Source organism: Mesobacillus maritimus, assembly GCF_023715205.1.
Lineage (GTDB): Bacteria > Bacillota > Bacilli > Bacillales > Cytobacillaceae > Mesobacillus_B > Mesobacillus_B maritimus_C.
This window is the reverse complement of the sequence record NZ_JAMBNR010000003.1, coordinates 174,369-194,868: the sequence shown is the minus strand read 5'-3', so window position 1 is coordinate 194,868 and position 20,500 is coordinate 174,369. Positions and strand designations below refer to the sequence as shown.

Sequence of the window (20,500 nt, the reverse complement as noted above, 5' to 3'; positions counted from 1 at the left end):
TAGGGGAATTGAATATAGAAAAAATAGGAATTAATAACTGTCATGACATTTAGGAAAGCCTATATAATAGGAGGTTTCTCATTTTTTTTCAACTGTTGAAAAGAGCAATCAATTCCATCTTCCTTATATATAAATGGAAATATCTATTTCCAGAAAAAAGGTATTTCGAAGCTAATTTATATATGATAGTATGAAAAACGTTGTTGTGAGATTACAATTACGTGACAAAAACGAACAATAATTGACAAATTATGTTACAATGTTAAATTATCTATGCGAATTTATTAATTACATTCAAATTATCATCTTTTTATAAGATATTAATTAGATAATCAAAAGTTAAACTTACTTACAGGGGGAATCAATTTGAAAAAAGTAAGAAAAGCGATTATTCCAGCAGCAGGATTAGGAACTAGATTTTTACCAGCAACGAAAGCAATGCCAAAAGAAATGTTACCAATTGTAGATAAACCTACTATTCAATATATTATCGAAGAAGCAGTTGCTTCCGGAATAGAAGACATCATTATTGTAACTGGAAAAGGAAAACGAGCAATTGAAGACCATTTTGATAATGCACCAGAGTTAGAACAAAACTTATTAGAAAAAGGTAAGCTAGATCTTTTAGATAAGGTGCGTTATTCTTCGAGCCTTGCTAATATCCACTATATTAGGCAAAAAGAGCCAAAGGGACTTGGGCATGCTGTGTGGAGTGCACGGAATTTTATTGGTAATGAGCCTTTTGCAGTACTTTTAGGTGATGATATCGTTCAAAGTGATATACCATGTGTGCAACAGCTTGTTAACCAATATGAAGAAACAGGATCCTCCATCATTGGAGTGCAACAGGTTCCTGATAATGAAACACATAGATATGGTATAATCGATCCTTCTAGTGTTGAGGGAAGAAGATATCAAGTAAACAACTTCGTTGAAAAACCGGAACACGGTAAAGCGCCATCTAATTTAGCTATTATGGGTCGTTATGTTTTAACCCCTGAAATCTTTGGATTTCTTGAAGATCAAGAAACAGGGGCTGGAGGAGAAATACAGTTAACCGATGCTATTCAAAGGTTAAACCAATCTCAGCGTGTATTTGCGTATGATTTTGCCGGCCAAAGATATGATGTAGGGGAAAAACTGGGATTTATTAAAACTACAATTGAATTTGCTTTGCAGCACGAGGAATTACGTGATGATGTCCTTAAAGTGTTGGAAGGATTGTTTAAAAAAGAAACTATACACAATTAGGTTCCTAAAACCTAATGTATATTGGGAATACCTTAGGATTCGATTATAAAGGAGACTACAAAATGAGAAAAGTTTTAACTTATGGGACGTTTGATTTACTACACTGGGGGCATATTAATCTCTTGAAAAGAGCTAAAAATCTTGGGGATTATTTAATTGTTGCAATCTCAACTGATGAATTTAATAAGTTAAAAGATAAAAAATCTTATCATAGTTATGAGAATCGAAAGCTTATTCTCGAATCAATTCGATATGTTGATGAGGTCATTCCTGAAAATACTTGGGAACAAAAAGTACAGGATGTAAATAAACATGAAGTTGATATTTTTGTTATGGGGGATGATTGGAAAGGAAAGTTTGATTTTCTAAAGGATTATTGTGAAGTGATTTATCTACCTAGAACAGAGGGGATATCTACTACTCAAATAAAGAAAGAATTGCTTGCTGCAGTTAAATAACTATTCCAGGTATGCTATAACAAGGGTGTGAATTAATATGGGGATCATTAAACTACTTCAGAAGGTTATAACAGCATTACAACTTCTTTTGTTGCCTTTTCTAAAGATAAAAAAAGATGTGAATTTTAAAAGGGCAGTTAGATTCACGAGGTATTATGAGAAACTTTCAATAGAAGATAACGTAATTCTATACGAATCATCTTATGGCAATTCTATGACTGATAGTCCCTATGCAATTTTCAAGAAAATTATTAATGATCCCCGTTTTAATAACTATAAACATATATGGGCATTAAACTCTGATTCAGCTGTATCCTACTACACTAACTTATATAAAGAATTAAAAAATGTGGAGTTTGTTGAAGTACATGACACTAAATACTTAAAGTATCTTTCATCTGCAAGATACCTGATAAATAATTATGGTTTCCCTTCTTATTTCCAAAAAAAAGAGGGACAGATTTATGTAAATACTTGGCATGGGACGCAAGTAAATAAAATAGGTAAATACGGAAAGGGAGAAATCGGTCACCATAAAAACATACAAAGAAATTTAATTCATTCTAATTTTATTTTGGCTCCAAATAAATATTCAGCCGATAAAATTATTAAATCGCATGATTTAGACGGCTTATATAATGGAAATATAGTTGTAGAGGGTTCCCTTAGGAGTGATCTAACGTTAAATCCAGACCGGGAAATGCTAATGAACGGCTTCGGTACAAGGCTAAAGCAAGAATTTAATAATAAAAAAGTTATATTATTTGCTCCTACTTGGAAGCTTCAAGATAACGATTCAGAAGATAACGAGAGGAAAATCCTCCACCGAATAAATGAGATAGTAAGAAAAATTCCAGATGAATATCAAATTCTTTTGAAGGTGCACTATAGTTTATATAAAACTATAGTAAATGATCAGTATTTGAAAGAAATATGTGTTCCAAACTGGATTGAAACCAATGAGTTATTATCAGCTGTTGATATACTAGTCAGTGACTATTCAAGTATAGTTATTGACTTTTTAGTAACTAAAAAGCCGATTATATTTTATATGAATAATAAACAAATTTCTCATATCGGGCAAAGTTTATTTGTAAAAGAAGAGAAAATGCCTGGACCTATTTGCAGTAATACAGAAGAGTTGATTAATGCTATTAAAGTTATTGATATAAACAAGGGGCTCTATTGTAATAATTATTCTCGTTTGTTAGAGGAATACTGTGTTCTAAATGACGGATTTTCAACAGATCGTATTATTGACATTATTTTTAATTCAAATCCTACCAAGAATGTATATAAGGTTAAAAATGCAAAGAAAAATATTTTATTCTACTGTGGTGGTTTTTTAAATAATGGAATAACAACATCAGCAATTAACCTTTTAAATAACCTGGATTATTCAAGGTATAATATTGTAGTTGTCGATAAAGGGGAATTTAATCAGATAACAGGCAGGAACTTTAAAAGATTAAATAATAATGTAAAACAGATTTTCAGAGTAGGAATAATGAATGTGACTATAAGTGAGTTTTACATGCATAGATATATCACTAAAAAAGGTTTAGTGAATAAAAAACTGCATAATTATATCCCTGTCAAGCTTTATCAACGTGAGATATCCAGATTATTTGGAGATGTGCGATTTGACATCGTTATTGACTTTAGTGGATATGTACCATTTTGGACTTTACTTTTTGCTTTCGGTAAGTTTAAACACAAGAGTATCTATATGCATAATGATATGAAGGCTGAAAGCATTAAGAGAGTAAATAATAAGTATAAGCATAAATCAAAAATGAACCTGATTTTTCCGTTATATCAATACTTTGACTCTATTGTATCAGTGTCTAAACATACTCGGGATATAAACTTGCATAACCTTAAGGATTTTATACCTCGTGAAAAGGCGGTATATAGTAATAATACTATTGACTATATTAAGGTTTTGGAGCAGGTAAATGACCCTTCTGAATTAGATACCTTTAATAGGGACGAGTTTTTCCTAGATAAATCAACTGAAGGTATTAAATTACCAAATCAAGAAAATTTAAACTTTGCGAGTGTTGGTAGACTATCTCCTGAAAAGGATCATCAAAAATTATTAAAGGCATTTTCAAAATTTGTTTCCTCACATAAAAATGCAAGGCTGTACATTATAGGCGATGGTCCATTAGAAGCTAGTTTGAAGGAACTTGCTGTTAATTTAGAAATAGACAATAAGGTGATTTTTACAGGTCATCTTACCAATCCTTTTTACTTATTAAAGATGTGTGATTGTTTAATCTTACCCTCTAATCATGAAGGACAACCAATGATTATTTTGGAAGCATTAATAATTGATTTGCCTATTATTGCTACTGATATACCTGGCTCTCGGAGTATCCTAGAAAATGGTTATGGAGAGTTAGTAATTAATAGTGAGGATGGGTTAATTAAGGGTATGGAAAAATTTGCATCTGGGAAAATAGCTAGTAAAAAATTTGATTTTGTAAAATATAATAATGAAGCATTAAACATGTTTTATGAAAATGTTTGTAACATAGAGATGTCCAAAAATCAGGACTATGATAAAAATCAAATTAATCATTTAGCAAAAAATAAAATGTATCGAGGGGAAATAGTAATTGAATAAGAAAATGATAATACCTCTAAGGAAAGCAAAAAAAATTGTCGAAAAACTAACTGGTTACCAAATCACGGTATCAAATCACGAACCTAAAGCAAAGGCAACAAAAAAGAGGAAAAGCAAAGTAAATTTACTGATTGAAACAGAACTTATTGAAAAGAAAAATATGATTCTTGATAGGAATAGAGAAATTAGTACAAATACTATAGACAAATATAAGAAAAATGCTACTTTTAGACGTGAAGTCGATTATACAAACTACTTCGAGGCCTTGGAAATTAAGGAGAACACTATCTTATATGAAAGTTTTCATGGGAAAAATATGAGTTGTAATCCTTATGCGATATTTAAGAAGATGGTAAATGATCCTGAATACAGTGCGTTCCATCATATTTGGGCTTTGAACGATATTGACAATTGTCCTAGCGAGTATGCTGAGTTACCAAATGTTGAATTCGTAAAGGTACACAGTGATGAATATTTAAGGTATTTGGCAAGTAGTAAATACTTAATAAACAATACATCCTTCCCCCCATATTATATAAAAAAAGAAGGACAAATTTACTTAAATACCTGGCATGGAACACCTTTAAAAACTTTAGGTAAACATATGAATGGAAGTTTGGGTCAACACAAGAACTTGATGAGGAATTTTCTTCAGACAGATTATATTATTAATCCCAATAGCTTCACTGCTGATAAAATTATTGATTCCCATGACTTAAGGGGAATTTATAAAGGAAAGATTGCTGAAATAGGTTATCCCAGAGTTGATTTAGTTCTAGAGAATAATAATAAAGTTAGAGAACAATTAGGAATTAAATCGAGTGAGAAAGTTATTCTATACGCACCAACATGGAGAGGTGAGGTAGGAAACGTTTCTGGAGAGATAAATAAGTTAGTTGAGGATATGACTTTATTACAAGAAACGATTGGTAATAAATACACTATCTTACTTAAGGTCCATTCTTTAATGCAAAAGTATGTTAAGGATAAAAATCTAGGATTTAATATGGTACCAGAAAGTATTGATACGAATGAATTATTAAGCAATGTGGATATTTTAATCACAGATTATTCTAGCTTATTCTTTGATTTCTTAATTACGAAAAGACCAATTATATATTATGCTTATGACCAAATAAAGTATCAAAATGAACGTGGTTTTTATCTTGATTTAAAGGATATGCCGGGTCCAATTTGTAGAAGTATTTCTGAAGTCATTGAAGAGATCTCCTTATCTGATGATTATCAAGAAAAATATAAAGAAAAATTAGAAGCTAGCATAAATAAGTTTGCAAAACTTGAGGATGGCAATAGTACTCAACGCGTTATTGATATGCTTTTTAAGAAGGATGATAAATATACTTATCAAATTACAGATAATAAAACGAACATTTTATTTTATTGTGGTGGCTTCTTAAATAATGGGGTTACTACATCTGCTTTGAACCTAATGAATAACATTAATTATGAAAAGTATAATGTTATGATTGCGGATAAAGCTAATTTTGATGAAGAAAGTGCTAAGAACTTTAATAAGTTAAATGAAAACGTTAAGAAATACTATCGTGTGGGTTCAATGAATGTTTTGTTAAGCGAAGTGGATAAGCAAAACTACTTGTTTAAATATGGTGCAGAACAATTTTATAGAAAAGGTCCCAAGAATTATCTAGATGATGAAGTTATAAAAATGTACCAGCGAGAATTTAAACGCATGTTTGGTAACTCTAAGATCGACATTGTCATTGATTTTAGTGGATATGTAAAGTTCTGGACAATGCTTTTTGCAACCAATACTGATAGTAAGAAGTTAATTTTTCAGCATAATGAAATGATGGAAGAATACGAAAAGGTTGTCGATGGAAAATATAAGCACAAAGAAAATTTAAATGTAATTTTCCCTTTATATAATTACTTTGACTATATCGTTTCTGTTGCTGAACATACAAGAGATAAAAATAAAAGGGAATTAAAACACCTAGTTTCTAATAGTGACAAGAAAATGGTCTATGTCCATAATTCCATAAATTATAAATATGTATTGGATGCACTTTCAAATAGAGAAACAGTAGTAATAGGAAATAGGGAATACTATTTGAGAGGTAACACAATAAATAACGATATTATCAATATACAAGGACAACTAGTACCAAATAAGGATGTGTTTAACTTTGTTACTATGGGGCGGATGTCTCCTGAAAAGGACCAACAAAAGCTAATTAATGCATTTGCTGAGTTGTATACTTTTAATAGGGATATTGAGCTTTACATTATTGGGACTGGTGAATTGAAAACTGATTTAACATCATTAATTAATTCATATGGGCTACAAGACAAAATCCATTTAGTTGGGCAATTGGATAATCCATTCCCCTTAATTCAGGATTGTGATTGTTTTGTATTACCTTCAAACCATGAAGGACAACCTATGGTTTTATTAGAGTGTTTAATTTTAAATAAACCAATAATAGCAACAAATATCCCTGGTAATAGAAGTGTTCTTGAAAATGGATATGGAGAAATAGTAGATAATAGCATTAAGGGGCTCGTTTCTGGTATGGAAAAAGTAATGTATCAAAAAACAAAATATAAGACTTTTGATTATAAAAAGTATAATGAAGAGGCAATGGATATGTTCTACCAATATCTGGTGGAATAAACTAGCACTTATTTGGGTAATATTTTTGGGTTGAAGCTATAATAACAGATTCCTTCCTTAAAGGAAGGTCTGTTTTTTTCTAATTTTCAAAAAAATGGTGTAAAGTATAAATAGATGGAGGTAATTATGGTTGAAATATCAACTCCTGTATTTTTATTAGGATCTGTTGGGATACAAAACGGAGGTCTGACTAGTGCTGCTTTTACAAGGGCGAATTTATTATCAAAATATATAAATCAGGTTCCGATTTTAACGATAAATTTTCATAGGAATTTACAAGAGGTAATGGAAGAGCAATACAAAAGAGGACGCTTAGAAAGAAACGTTAAGGCCTATAATTTATTTACAGATTTAGACCCCAAAAAATATATACCAAATTGCTCGGACTATATAATACCAAACGAAAAACACATAAATGAAAATGGCTATGTAAAGTATAAAGATAAAAATGCAACGGGGAACTCCTTTAGATATTTCAAGAATGGATTTTATGAAAAGTACAAAAGATTTGATGGTAAAGGAAAGATTATCTCAGTAGATCTTTTTAGTGAAAACTGGCAGAGAAAAGCACAGGAAATTTATGATGAATTTGGTAATCTTGTGAAAGTAAGATATATGGATAAAAACAAGAATAAGCCCAAATTAGATCGTTATTTAAGTAAAGATGGTACATGCTATATGACAGTAACTGTTAATGTTGACACAGGACAAGATGAACGATTTTATTTGCATAGTCCTACCCCTATAGAGTTTGGTAGTTTGGACGATTTACTCATTTATTGGATTAATAAAAAAGTTTCGGAATTTAACAACCCGATTCTGATGTGTGAGAAACGAGAACACGTAAATATATTTACAAAGTTAAAAGGAAACAATTTGAAAAAATTCTTTATCCTTCATAATAATCATTTTGCATTTCCTCATGTGAAAGGTTCAAAAGTAGATCCTTCCTGTTCACCTTTGTTCAATAATATAGAAACGTTTGATAAGGTTATTGTTCTTACGAAAGAACAAAAAAAGGATATAGTAGAGGACTTTGGAAATGAGAGTAAATTTGAGGTTATTTCACATGTTGCGAATCCCGTAAGTACATATAACGGTGAAGTAAAACAACATCATGCAGTTACAATGGCAAGGTATGCTCATCAAAAGTCACTTCATGAAGCAATAAATGCATTTAGGATTGTTGTTGACCAGTTACCAGATGCAACATATTCTATTTATGGATATGGAGAATTAAAAGGGAAGCTTCAGCAACTAATTAATGACTTGAAATTACAAAATAACGTTTTTTTGGAGGACTTCTCTGTAAATCCAGTTAAAAAGTATCAAGAGGCTGCTTGCTCTATTTTAACATCTAAATACGAAGGATTTGGATTAGTTTTATTAGAAAGCTTAGCAGCAGGAACTCCAATAGTTACTTATAGGACTAAATATGGACCTGAGGATATCGTAAGGCATGGTATAGATGGTTATTTGGTTGATATTGGAGACCGTAAAAGTTTAGCGAGGAACATAATTAATATTATGGAAAACTCTGAACTAAGAAAAGAGTTATCAGAAAATGCAAGGCAGGGGATTTCTAGATTTAGTAATGATATATACAAGGAAAAGTGGTTGAGTTTATTTAATTTAGCTAGGAAAAATTGATAAACATCCTTATGGGATATGCCTCCTTTTAGTAAATGGTATTGATTTATTCCTTTTTGCCTTAATAATTTACTTATTACCCAATAAGGCTAAATGACTTTTTTTATAAATAGCTAACTTAATTGGAGGGTCTGTTGAGGACTTTTATAAGTACTATGAAAAAAGGCTTAAATACTATTATTGAATACTCTAAACGTCGTTCACGTGCCTCTAATGATTTGGGCTTCAGTTTCTAATTTGAGTGGGCCTTAGCAAGGCACAAAGGTCAAGCTGATACTTAATATAATCTAACAAGGAAACCAAAAAATTTACCCAGTTGGTTTCCTTTTAGTTTTTAGGTACCTTCAGATTTTATGAGGGCTTTATTATATTTGTAAGGCATATACAACTAGTGAAACAGAAAAAAACGCAAACATCAAATCTTATAAAAGTAAGTTAATGGATCTATAAAAACCGAGATTTTATATTAGTCCACTAATAACAAGGAGGGTGAATGAAATAACTGCTTAATTTGCCTTTGCCTAGCTATCAATTGTAGAGGTGATTCTTTGAAAAGTAATGTGTTTATATCTTTAACTCTAATTAATATTCTAATGATGTGTATAACACTTACATCATTAAAACAAAGCGAAGTGAAACCACGAAAAATTGATACTATAGCCACATCGGTACTTACTTACGAAAACCACAGGTTTTTAGATTTTCAAAAAGCTATCCTCAAGTTCCCTGTACGTGAGGATAATAATACTTGGATACAAGGTGCTTCTGTTAATCAAAACGCAAATGAAATTTATATTGCTAGGCAGTCTAATGGTGGGACTGTTTTAACTATTGAAATAAGGGATTTAACTACAGGTCTAATAAAAGACTCAAATCATGTTTCAATAAAATCAAATTCATATGCAGAAGGTCTACCATGGTTTCTAAATAGTGAGGGAGAATTATGTTTCTTAGTAAGGCAAGTACCAGCAGATAGTATCTCAATTTATAATTATACCCGTAATAAGGTGGAACGCAGTTTTAATTTATCTGGGCAGTACAAAATTGGCTTTGATTATTATAAACAATTTATAATTACAAGTAATTCAAATTTAGATACTTTTTATATTTATAATTTTGATAGTGTTGTTGGAGGAACACCAAAGTTAGTGCATACAGTCCAAACAGATAGGGAGAAGTTATTTTTTGAGAAACCCCAAGGTATTACAATGGATAAAAATAAAATTATTTTATCACACGGATCTAAGAATGGTAGTCCTGCAATTAGTGTAATTAATATGCAAGGACAATTAGAGAATATTTATTACTTTGAGAGAAAAAGCTATGCTAAAATGATAAACAAATCCTATCCTTCTTTAATAATCAATGAAGAAGATTACGAATATGAAAATGAAGGTATATTTATGTTTAAGAACAAAGGGAAAATTAGCCCAGCTTTGGTTCAGATTATTAACGCTCAAACTACTATAATTGTTTTATCTAGTGATTTAGAAGGGGAGAGGGTTATCAGGAAATACCCTTTTTAAAATTTCCTCTTGAATAGGGTAGGGATTGCTAATAAATATAAGTATAGAAAACGTAAGAGAATTTTAGTTCAAATTTGAATGTTAGGTTTGATTTAATAATTTATTATAGGTATCCCCTATAACTGTCAAAGGACAATATTTGTTATAATTAGTGTTTGTCTAAGAAACTTTTCATTGTCTAAGGACCTCTTAAATTGCAATTTAACTTATTACTAGAAAGGACTAACCCATGCGCACAGTAATATCCGTTTTAAAAGAACAAATTCAAAGTTTTTATTTAGTCAGACGCTTGTCTGCGTATGAAATGAAAAGTGCAAATAGTAACACCTACCTGGGTATACTGTGGGAAATTATTAATCCCATGATTCAAATCGCCATCTACTGGTTTGTGTTTGGATATGGAATATTCCAATCGGCTGGTAGAGCGGATGTTGAGCTAAACGGAGAGATGATTCCGTATTTCCCCTGGATGTTATCAGGAATCATTGTCTGGTTTTTCATTAATCAATCTATTACACAAGGATCTAAATCCATTTATTCACGGATTAAAATGATTTCAAAAATGAGCTTTCCAATGAGTGTTGTACCGACATTTGTCATTTTTGCAAAACTTTATCAACATTTAATGTTGCTAACGGTGGTTCTAATTATTTTTCAATTCCTAGGCTTTCCCATAAGTATCTATTATTTACAATTGGTTTATTTTATCGCAGCTACCGTTGTCTTTTTAGTTGCTTTATCGTTAATTACATCTACTATTTCGACGATTATTCGAGATTTCCAAATGTTATTACAGGCTGTTGTCAGGGTATTAATATACTTATCACCGTTCCTATGGCCGCCTTATCACTTACCAGAGACCATTCAAACGATTATGAAATTAAATCCTGTCTTTTATCTAGCTGAAGGCTACCGAGCGTCTATCCTTGGTACATCATGGTATGCTGTTGAGCAATGGGAATACACCTTGTATTTCTGGGGAATAACAATAGTACTGTTGATATTTGGTTCGGTTCTGCATGTAAAGTTCCGTGATCGCTTTGTAGACTTTTTATAATCGGATGTGGTGTGAATGACCAAAACGGTTGTTTTAAAAAACGTGACGAAAAAGTATAAAATGTACCATAGCGCAAAGGAAAAGCTACTTGATATCATTTTGCCGAAAAGTTATGGTGAAGACTTCTATGCTCTGCAAAATGTTGATTTTGAAGCGGAACAAGGTGATGTTGTAGGCTTCGTTGGTGTGAATGGATCGGGTAAATCGACATTGTCTAACATCATTGCCGGGATTATCCCGCAAACATCCGGAACTGTTGAAATTAAAGGAAGAACCGCTTTGATTGCTGTCAATGCAGGGTTGAATAATGAATTAACAGGCCGTGAAAACATTGAATTAAAATGTCTGATGCTCGGCTTTAGCAAGGATGAAATTAAAAAAATTGAACCTGAGATTATAGAGTTCGCTGATATTGGAAAATTCATTGATCAACCAGTTAAATCTTATTCAAGTGGAATGAGGTCACGGCTTGGTTTTGCGATATCCGTTACGGTAGATCCAGACATCCTTGTGATTGATGAAGCATTATCCGTTGGAGATCAGACGTTTGCAGAGAAAAGTTTAGATAAGATGCATGAGTTTAAGGAACGAGGAAAAACGATCTTCTTTATTAGTCATTCTTTAGGACAAATGAAGAAATTTTGTGACAAGGCTCTATGGTTGGAGTACGGGGAAGTAAAAGACTATGGATCCATTAAAGATGTTATGCCGAAATATGAAGCGTTCTTAAAAGAATATAAAGCAATGTCGATTGAAGAAAAACAACGTTTCCGGCATGCAGCCATTGAAAAGCAAAGTGGAAAACTACATCAAGCAATCCCATCTACGTAAGAGGCTAAATCAGCGAATTTAGCCTCTTTGGTTTTTTAATCAAATGGTTGAAATTGTAACTGTTTTTTTATCGATAAGTCCTCTAGATTTTTGGTATAGTTATATAGTATGGAAACAAATAAGTAAATGGAGAGCGAATATGAGTAGTTCTGTAATTTTTAATCAGGTAACGAAAAAGTACAAAATGTACAACAAATCCTCAGAAAAGCTGTTAGATATTCTAGTTCCAGATAAATTTGGAGAGAACTTCTACGCTCTGCAGAATGTTAGTTTTACTGCAGAGGAAGGCGATGTCATTGGGATTATTGGGGTAAACGGTGCAGGAAAGTCAACCCTATCAAATCTAATTACAGGTGTCATTCCCCCTACATCAGGAGAGATTGAAATCAAGGGACAATCCTCATTGATTGCCATTGCCTCAGGGCTAAATAATAATCTAACTGGTAGAGAGAATATTGAGCTAAAATGTTTAATGCTTGGTTTTAGTAAGAAGGAAATCAACGAATTAATGCCTGAAATCATTGATTTTGCTGATATCGGGAAATTTATTGATCAACCGGTGAAATCCTACTCAAGCGGTATGAAATCTAGGCTCGGGTTTGCCATTTCTGTAAATATTGATCCAGACATCTTAGTAATCGATGAGGCGCTATCTGTAGGAGACCAAACGTTTGCTGATAAGTGTCTTGATAAAATGAATGAGTTTAAGGCAAAAGGCAAGACAATCTTCTTTATCAGCCATAGCATTGGTCAGGTGAAGAAATTCTGTCAAAAAGCCCTGTGGCTAGAAGCCGGTGAAGTCCGAGCATATGGGACGATTCAGGAGATTATCCCTCAGTACGAAAAGTTTCTCAAAGAATTTAAGGCAATGTCGAAGGAAGACCAGAAGAATTTTAAGAAAATAGTATTAGAAAAGCGTAGCAAATTAAGGGAGCAAGAAAAACAAACAGATGAACAGCTTGAGCCGGTACCACGTAAGTCTAGAACAAGCAGGGAAAAAAAAGGGACTTGGAGAGGGATAATCAAAGGGTCGCTAATTGCGCTAGTGTTACTCGGGTTCGCATTCGGTGGATTTGCCTATTTTAAGGACTCCAATCTATTTGCGAGTACGAAAAAGACCGTGGAACCAACAGTTTCTTCTAGTGAGACGGAAACGAAAGAAACGGAACCTGTGGAAACGGCCGTTCAACAAGAAACTCTTCCTGATATCCGATATGTGACGGTTAATAGTGCAAATATCCGTTCAAATCCAGACCTTAATAGCTCAGCCGTTGGTGTAACAAAACTGGGACAATCTTATAAGACAACAGAAGTAGAACAAGATGCTTCAGGTACGGAATGGATCAATATTTCGGATGATGATTCAAGCGAAGCATGGGTAAGTGGTAATGTCTTAGCTAGTATTGAAGAAGTCCTAATTGATGAAGAGATTGCTGAGAAAATCGATGAGTTAATTGGTTTTAGCCCATCATTAAATGAAGCTATTCCAATGATTGGATTGCCAAAGGGAGAGGAAGAAGTTTTCAATTTTACGGAGTATATCTATGTAGAAGATGTAGTAAATGGCTTTACAATCAATGTGAGTGACTCTTCCAAGTCTGCTGTGATTAATGAAATTGGTCGACCACATTTGGAACATGGAAATACCCTGTTCTACTATGGTAGCGAATTTGATTTTATCTTCACGATAACAAGCGATGGGTTCATTGATACTTTAACAGTTAAAAGGCGTTAGGTTCTTTGTACTTTATAATATTTCAGTTAAAAAAACAGCACTATGTCATCGCATAGTGCTGTTTTTTATTGAGTTCAATCAGTGGACCTCGCCTGTACATTTCTAGAACCCAGGTAACCAAGCGTATAGGCAACAATATTACCACTAGAATGACCTTTTGAATAAGTGTTCCACTTTTGATTAAAGGCTGCAACCTTTTCTAATTGAAAGTCTTTTGTTTTGATGCTATGAATAATCTCTGTAGTAGAGTATGCAATTGGTCCGGGCACTAATTTCTTGTAATCCTCCCAGAAACCTCTCGTCTTACTGTACTGTGCTAAATCATAAGGAAAGAAAACCATAGGCTTATTAAGAATCGCATATTCAAAAGGAAGGGAAGAATAATCTGTAATTAGTATGTCGGAAACAAAGAATAACTCGTTTACATTAGGATAATCGGAAAAATCATATACGAACCCTTGTAGGTCTTCGGTAATCCTAATAGAGTTCTTAATTGCAGGGTGGAGTTTTAATAAAAGAATATATTCTTGCTCCAACTCCTTCTGCAATAGCTTTAGGTTGATATGCAGTTCGAAGGTTTCTAACTTTTCGTCACGAAAAGTTGGTGCATATAAAATAACCTTTTTATCAGATAAAAAGGGATACTTCTTATAGATGTATCGTTCAATAGAATCCTTTTTCTCTGCATTATAGAAAAGATCTGTTCTAGGAACCCCAGTTCGGAGTATGCGATCTTCAGGTAGTCCAAAGGCCTGTGTAAAGATATCAGCCATTGCTTCAGAACCGACTATAACTTTATGAAAGTTATTATAGACCTTTTTAAAGCGCTCTTTCGCTTTTTCTGTTCGGAACTCGATAGATTGGTCTTTTAAACCAAATTTCTTAATGGCCCCATTTGCATGCCATATCTGAATGCATTTTGCATCTTTTTTAAATTTTGTAGCAGCAAGAAAACCATAATAGTTATCGACAAAGATAACCTTTGCGGTAGCAAGGTGGTAAATCGACATGATAAAATGTGTAAGTCTTTTTATCTCGAATAAAAGAACTGTCTCTTCGTTCGTTTCAGATGCTAAATAGGGATATACTTTCTCGTTTGCTAGAATGATGGTGCGAAAATCAACGTTTTGTTTCTGCATTTCGTCATAGATATGCAAGTTGTTTTCAGTAAAAGAAGCCACTAGGACAACTTTCTTTTGTAATGGGAGTAGGTTGAATAAGGAAAACAGCAAAGAAAAAAGCCGTAAGTAAAAATATACGGCCATTTCTCTAACCATTGTTCACCTGTAATAAATCATCTTTAATCTTACTTGTAGATATTCCAACTGTTCTAGGTAGATAAATGACTTCGCAGTATTCTTTAAGGAAGTCAAACTTTCCTTCCCAATCGTCTCCCATTACGAAGACATCAATATCATTTTCTACAACATCCTTGATTTTTTGCTCCCAGTCGTTTTCAGGTATGACTTTGTCCACATATCGAATGGATTCAAGAATCATTTTACGGTTTTCAAAGCTATGATAAGACTTTTTTCCTTTAATATCGTTAAATTCATCTGTTGAAATCGCAACAGTTAGATGATCACCAAGGTCTCTAGCGCGTTTTAATAAGTTGATATGACCCCAATGAAGCAAATCAAATGTTCCGTATGTTATTACCTTTTTCACTGTAATCCTCCTTTGGAAAACATGGCGTGATATAGTTTCGTAGTATATATTTTTATAAAAGGGCACCGTTTAAATTCCCTACGCCTTTAAGAGATTCTCGTTATGAAACAGTCATATGTTGTGCTGAATAGGCATAGGCAAATTCTAACTCTTTTTCATTCTAAGATAACTGGCGTTCTTTTGCAATGGGGATTACTGGTGAATACGTGAGTTACTAAGCTTTGTAACAAACCTGTAAGGTGAATAATGTAAAAGTAAAGGTAAGTAAAGAACTCTATGTTCTAAAAAAACAAAAAAAATGTTAGTATTGTTTCAAAATTATAACCAGTTCATAAGTTTATTGAGGAAAACACTAAAAAGTTTTATGATAAGATTATTGTTTTTTTCTCCTATTATACACATTCTAATAAGTAAACACGAAACGGCAAAATTGAAATGAGAATGGTGATTACATATGATATTCAGAAAAAAGTCTAAGCCCAAGCGGCGACGATCTGCATTAAAACATTCAATTCATCTAACCCAAGACAATGGGAAATTATCCTTAGTTGGTAAATTGGGGTTAGAGCATTATACGGTTACTCAGCTTTGTTTAGCAATCAGAGATAGCGAAGAGAAATTTACAATTGCTGAAAACAACCTATCAGGTGCGCAATTTCGCTTTGATCTTTCGCTATCGTCCTTAATCGAAAAGCTTTGTGTTGATGATGAACCTAAAGTTTTTGATTTCTTTCTAAAGATAAAGGTTCCTACTGACACTTTAAGTGAAAAAGGGTTAACGAAATTAGAAGACAGAGCTGAATTTTTCGAGGAAAATTATCGGCAATATGCTGAATACTTCATCAGACTAGGGCGGTTCCAGCACACTATTTTGGAGGGGTTAGAATATGTGGCGTCTCCCAATGGGCGAGGGCTTTGCTATGTAACGACTAAAGGGAACCTCTCCTTTGCGTTGAATGAAGAGCCAGAGTCTCCTACCAAAATTCAAATTGACTTTGTAAGAAAAGTTCCTAATGGCCTTAAAATTGAAGGAAAGCTCTTTACAAGAAATTCACGCATATTAAATGGAAAGATCTTGATGAAGGGGCGGAATAATAATCAAGAACTAGTAGCGGACGCTACCTTTCAATGGGGAGAAGAACAAACCTCGTTAAAATATGGGTTAAACCGATACGAATATACTGCAACCATTGATTTCTCTTCTATTAATAATGGGAAGCTAGTGGAAGAGGATATCTATGATTTATTCTTGAGATTGAATTTCCATGATCGTAGTGAGGAAAAGGATGTACGAATTGGACGACCTGCTTTCAGAGCTAGGCATTTCATAAAAGAAACGAGTGCGGCTCAGGATAATCAAGTAGCTATTGTCAGTCCCTATTACACATTTAAGGCCTCGAATTTATCGCTTGAGGTCTATGCCTATGATAAGGAGACATTTGACTTCTTGCAAGGGAAGTTGCGTTTTGCCTGGTTCCATAGGTTAATGAATAAACGGAAAAACGTTTGGATTGTTGGGGAAAGGCCATATAAGGCTCAGGATACTGGATATCATTTCTTTAAGTATATGAGAGAGAATCATCCTGAAAAGAATGTTTATTATGTGATTGAAGAAGGCTCGCCTGAGCGAAGAAATGTCGACCCATTAGGAAATGTGCTTTTTTTCAAGTCAAAGGAGCATATTTGGCAAACCTTGATTTCGACTAGAGTCATCTCTTCCCATCATCCTGATTATTTGTATCCTCTTCGAACAAAGAGATTTAATAGGGCAGTTAAAGCCATTAAGGTCTTCTTGCAACATGGGGTTATGGGGACAAAAAATATGGTTGCTAACTATGGGAAAAAAGCTCGTGGATTTAATACGGATCTGTTCCTAGTTAGCTCAACATTTGAAAAAGAAATGATTGTAAATGACTTTGGATACGATCCGAATGAAGTCTTTATTACGGGCTTATCGCGTTTTGATAAACTTTTTGCGGAAGATGTACCACTTAAGAAGCAAATTTTAATCATTCCTACTTGGAGAGATTGGATTGTAACAGATGATCAGTTTCTTGAAAGTGAATATTTTGAGCGGTATAAAGAATTGATTTTACATCCAGAATTGCATCGTTTGGCAAGAGAGAACGATTTAGAATTGGTCTTTTGCCTTCACCCCAATATGCAGAAGTTCACAGATTATTTTCGCAACGCTCCAGTTAAGGTCATTAGCCAAGGGGAAGTAGATGTTCAGCACTTGTTAAAAGAAAGTGCGATTATGATTACCGATTACTCAAGTGTAGCGTTTGATTTCAGTTTTTTACACAAACCGATTATTTATTATCAGTTTGATCGCAGTCGATTCATTGGAAAAAGGCCATCTCACCTTAATTTAGATGAGGATTTACCTGGAGATATTGTAGATAGTTTTGATGGGATTCTTTCTTGTTTAGAAGATTATGTGCAAAATGGTTTGCAGATGAAAGAGGAAAATCGCAAAAGGTCTGAAAAGTTCCTTGATTTTAGAGATCGAAACTCTTCAAAAAGAATATTTGAAGTGGTTAAAAATGCCAATATTGATAAGCCACTATTAAAAAGACTTTATGAATCCAGCTTATATATAGCTTTGTTCAATCGATTTAGGAAGAGTAAATGGTATTTCCCTTCCATGAAGGCATTTTATAAATTGGCACGAACCTTTATGCCAATTGAAAAAGATTTGATTCTCTTTGAAAGTGGAGTTGGGAAGCAGTATGCTGACAGTCCGCGAAATATTTATGAAGAAATTGTTGCCCGTGATTTGCCTTATAAAAAGGTTTGGGTTTATAACAGCAACAATCGGTTTCATGACCCAAATACTAAGAAAATAAAGAGGCTAAGCCCTGAATACTATTATTACCTAGCAAGAGCCGGGTATTGGGTAAATAACCAAAACTTCCCTGCTTATATCAAGAAACGAAAGGGAACGACCTATATTCAAACATGGCATGGTACGCCATTAAAGAAGATGTTGTTTGATATTGAAAATATCCAGGGCCGTGATGAAGGTTACTTGGAAAGAATTCATGGAGCGACGAAAAATTGGGATTACCTTATTTCTCCAAGCGAGTATGCTACTAAGGCATTTAGAAGTGCTTTTCGTTATGAAGGGGAAGTCCTAGAAATTGGGTATCCAAGAAATGATATATTCTATAAACCGGGTCTTGAACAGATAAGTCGTAATGTAAAGCAAAAGCTCAAACTACCTTTGGACAAGAAAGTTATTTTATATGCACCTACATTCCGGGATAATCAAACCAGCTCTAACAATAAGTTTACGTTTAATCTAAATATGGACTTAGATGCCCTGAAAGACTCTTTAGGCGATGAGTATATTTTGCTCATGCGAATGCATGTAGTCATTAGTAGTAAGCTTGTGATTCCGGAAGAACTGCAAGAATTTGTATATAATGTTTCATCTTATCCTGACATTCAAGATTTGTATTTAATTTCGGATATATTGATGACGGATTATTCTTCGGTTATGTTTGATTTTGCGAATACGGATCGACCAATTCTTTTCTTTACTTATGATCTTGAAGAATATAAAAATGATGTCAGAGGCTTTTATATGGACTTTGAACAGGAAGCTCCAGGTCCTCTCTTGTTTGATACAGGGGACATCATTCAGTCAGTACAAAATATTCATACAGTTAAAAAGGATTACAGTAGTAAATATGAGGCATTTAAGAACAAATACTGTCCTTTAGAGGATGGGAATGCAACGAATCGAGTTGTGGATCGCTTCTTCGATGAAAAAGGTTAGAATAACTAAAAAGGGATATTTCACTTATGCTAAAAAAAATTATTAATTACTTGAAACGATTGAATTATACAAAAGCTGTGTATAAAACAGTTTTTAGGCTTGTAGGGATGCTCCCAGCAGATCCGAAGCTCATTGTTTTTGAAAGCTTTTTAGGAAAACAATACAGCTGCAATCCACGGGCAATTTATGAATACCTTAAGCAGCATCATCCAGAATATAAAATGTATTGGAGCATAGATCCGCGTTATGCTTCCTCCTTTGAGGGGAAGAATGTACAAGTTGTTAATCGCTTCTCTATTCAATGGCTGTTTATAATGGCAAGGGCTCGCTATTGGGTTTCAAACAGTCGCCTTCCATTATGGATTCCTAAGCCCAATCATACGGTTTATTTACAAACATGGCATGGAACTCCACTCAAAAGGTTGGCCGCAGATATGGACGAGGTTCATATGCCTGGAACAGATACAGAGAGCTATAAGAAAAATTTTTTAACAGAATCAAGTAGATGGGATTATTTGATCTCACCTAATCAATACTCTTCAGAAATTTTCAAAAGAGCATTTGGTTTTAAAAGAACCATGTTGGAGACGGGGTATCCAAGAAATGATATCCTCTATAATGAGATTCCCCAGAGTATACTAGAAAATTTAAAGCAAAAGCTGCAGATCCCGGCGGATAAAAAGGTTATTTTATATGCGCCAACTTGGAGGGACAATCAATTCTATGAGAAAGGGAAGTATAAGTTTAATTTGGAATTAAACTTAGACAAAATGAAGGAAGAGTTAGGCGAAGATTATGTTATTCTTCTTCGAATGCATTATTTGATAGCGGAGAATATGGATTTCTCCGCTTATAAGGGATTTGCTTACGATGCTTCACACCATGAAGATATTCGAGAACTTTATTTACTTGCAGATTTATTAATTACTGATTATTCTTCTGTGTTTTTCGATTATGCAAATCTTAAGCGGCCAATGATTTTCTTTGTTTATGATATCGAAAGTTATCGTGATACATTGAGAGGATTTTATTTTGGTTTTGAAAGAGATGCACCAGGGCCACTTGTGAAAAAGACAGAAGAAGTGATAGGCATCATTAAGCAGTTAGAGAAAAATGGTTATCAGCTCCCCGAAAACTTTGATCGGTTCTATCAAAAATTTTGCTATCTAGAGGATGGAGAATCTGCAAAGAGGGTAGTGAACCAGGTATTTAAATAAAAAATGTTTTGTTAAAGTATCGAAAGTCCCTTGCT

General features: G+C 33.5%; 11 protein-coding genes and 2 pseudogenes. 11 read left to right on the top strand and 2 right to left on the bottom strand.

Translation table 11 applies throughout. From position 1 onward, the window contains the following. The first annotated feature begins 366 nt into the window (after positions 1-366). From galU to tagH (M3182_RS05490), 9 genes and pseudogenes are all read left to right on the top strand, one after another. Positions 367-1,251, top strand: a complete 885-nt coding sequence (gene galU / locus M3182_RS05530; RefSeq protein WP_251557326.1) for a UTP--glucose-1-phosphate uridylyltransferase GalU — start codon at positions 367-369, stop codon at positions 1,249-1,251. 62 nt (positions 1,252-1,313) lie between these two features. Beyond that, positions 1,314-1,709, top strand: coding sequence for a glycerol-3-phosphate cytidylyltransferase (gene tagD / locus M3182_RS05525; RefSeq protein ID WP_251557325.1), 396 nt, complete (start codon positions 1,314-1,316; stop codon positions 1,707-1,709). Between the two features lie 37 nt (positions 1,710-1,746). Continuing rightward, positions 1,747-4,341, top strand: a complete 2,595-nt coding sequence (locus tag M3182_RS05520; protein ID WP_251557324.1) for a glycosyltransferase — start codon at positions 1,747-1,749, stop codon at positions 4,339-4,341. Then, positions 4,334-6,997, top strand: a complete 2,664-nt coding sequence (locus M3182_RS05515) for a glycosyltransferase (protein ID WP_251557323.1) — start codon at positions 4,334-4,336, stop codon at positions 6,995-6,997. The genes M3182_RS05520 and M3182_RS05515 overlap by 8 nt, the downstream gene beginning before the upstream one ends. A 126-nt stretch (positions 6,998-7,123) precedes the next feature. Then, on the top strand, positions 7,124-8,647 hold the full coding sequence (locus M3182_RS05510; protein WP_251557322.1) for a glycosyltransferase: 1,524 nt from the start codon (positions 7,124-7,126) through the stop codon (positions 8,645-8,647). 548 nt (positions 8,648-9,195) lie between these two features. Further along, positions 9,196-10,173: a hypothetical protein gene (locus M3182_RS05505; protein WP_251557321.1), complete on the top strand. Its 978-nt coding sequence runs from the start codon at positions 9,196-9,198 to the stop codon at positions 10,171-10,173. 229 nt (positions 10,174-10,402) lie between these two features. Beyond that, positions 10,403-11,230: an ABC transporter permease gene (locus M3182_RS05500; RefSeq protein WP_251557320.1), complete on the top strand. Its 828-nt coding sequence runs from the start codon at positions 10,403-10,405 to the stop codon at positions 11,228-11,230. A gap of 15 nt (positions 11,231-11,245) precedes the next feature. Then, positions 11,246-12,034: pseudogene (gene tagH, locus M3182_RS05495) on the top strand (teichoic acids export ABC transporter ATP-binding subunit TagH); the annotation flags it as partial. A 166-nt stretch (positions 12,035-12,200) separates the two neighbouring features. Then, complete coding sequence (tagH, locus tag M3182_RS05490; RefSeq protein ID WP_251557319.1) at positions 12,201-13,796, top strand: teichoic acids export ABC transporter ATP-binding subunit TagH; 1,596 nt, start codon at positions 12,201-12,203, stop codon at positions 13,794-13,796. Positions 13,797-13,870: 74 nt separating this feature from the next. Here tagH (M3182_RS05490) and M3182_RS05485 read toward each other — a convergent pair whose 3' ends face one another. Together M3182_RS05485 and tagD (M3182_RS05480) are read right to left on the bottom strand one after the other, a co-directional pair. Continuing rightward, complete coding sequence (locus M3182_RS05485; RefSeq protein WP_251557318.1) at positions 13,871-15,073, bottom strand: CDP-glycerol glycerophosphotransferase family protein; 1,203 nt, start codon at positions 15,071-15,073, stop codon at positions 13,871-13,873. Continuing rightward, positions 15,066-15,464: a glycerol-3-phosphate cytidylyltransferase gene (gene tagD, locus M3182_RS05480; RefSeq protein WP_251557317.1), complete on the bottom strand. Its 399-nt coding sequence runs from the start codon at positions 15,462-15,464 to the stop codon at positions 15,066-15,068. Before tagD (M3182_RS05480) ends, M3182_RS05485 begins: the two co-directional genes overlap by 8 nt. A 454-nt stretch (positions 15,465-15,918) precedes the next feature. Here tagD (M3182_RS05480) and M3182_RS05475 point away from each other — a divergent pair, with 454 nt between their 5' ends. Together M3182_RS05475 and M3182_RS05470 are read left to right on the top strand one after the other, a co-directional pair. Then, complete coding sequence (locus M3182_RS05475) at positions 15,919-19,248, top strand: CDP-glycerol glycerophosphotransferase family protein (RefSeq protein WP_251557316.1); 3,330 nt, start codon at positions 15,919-15,921, stop codon at positions 19,246-19,248. Between the two features lie 8 nt (positions 19,249-19,256). After that, positions 19,257-20,465 (top strand): annotated as a pseudogene (locus M3182_RS05470) (CDP-glycerol glycerophosphotransferase family protein); the annotation flags it as partial. Positions 20,466-20,500: the final 35 nt, after the last annotated feature.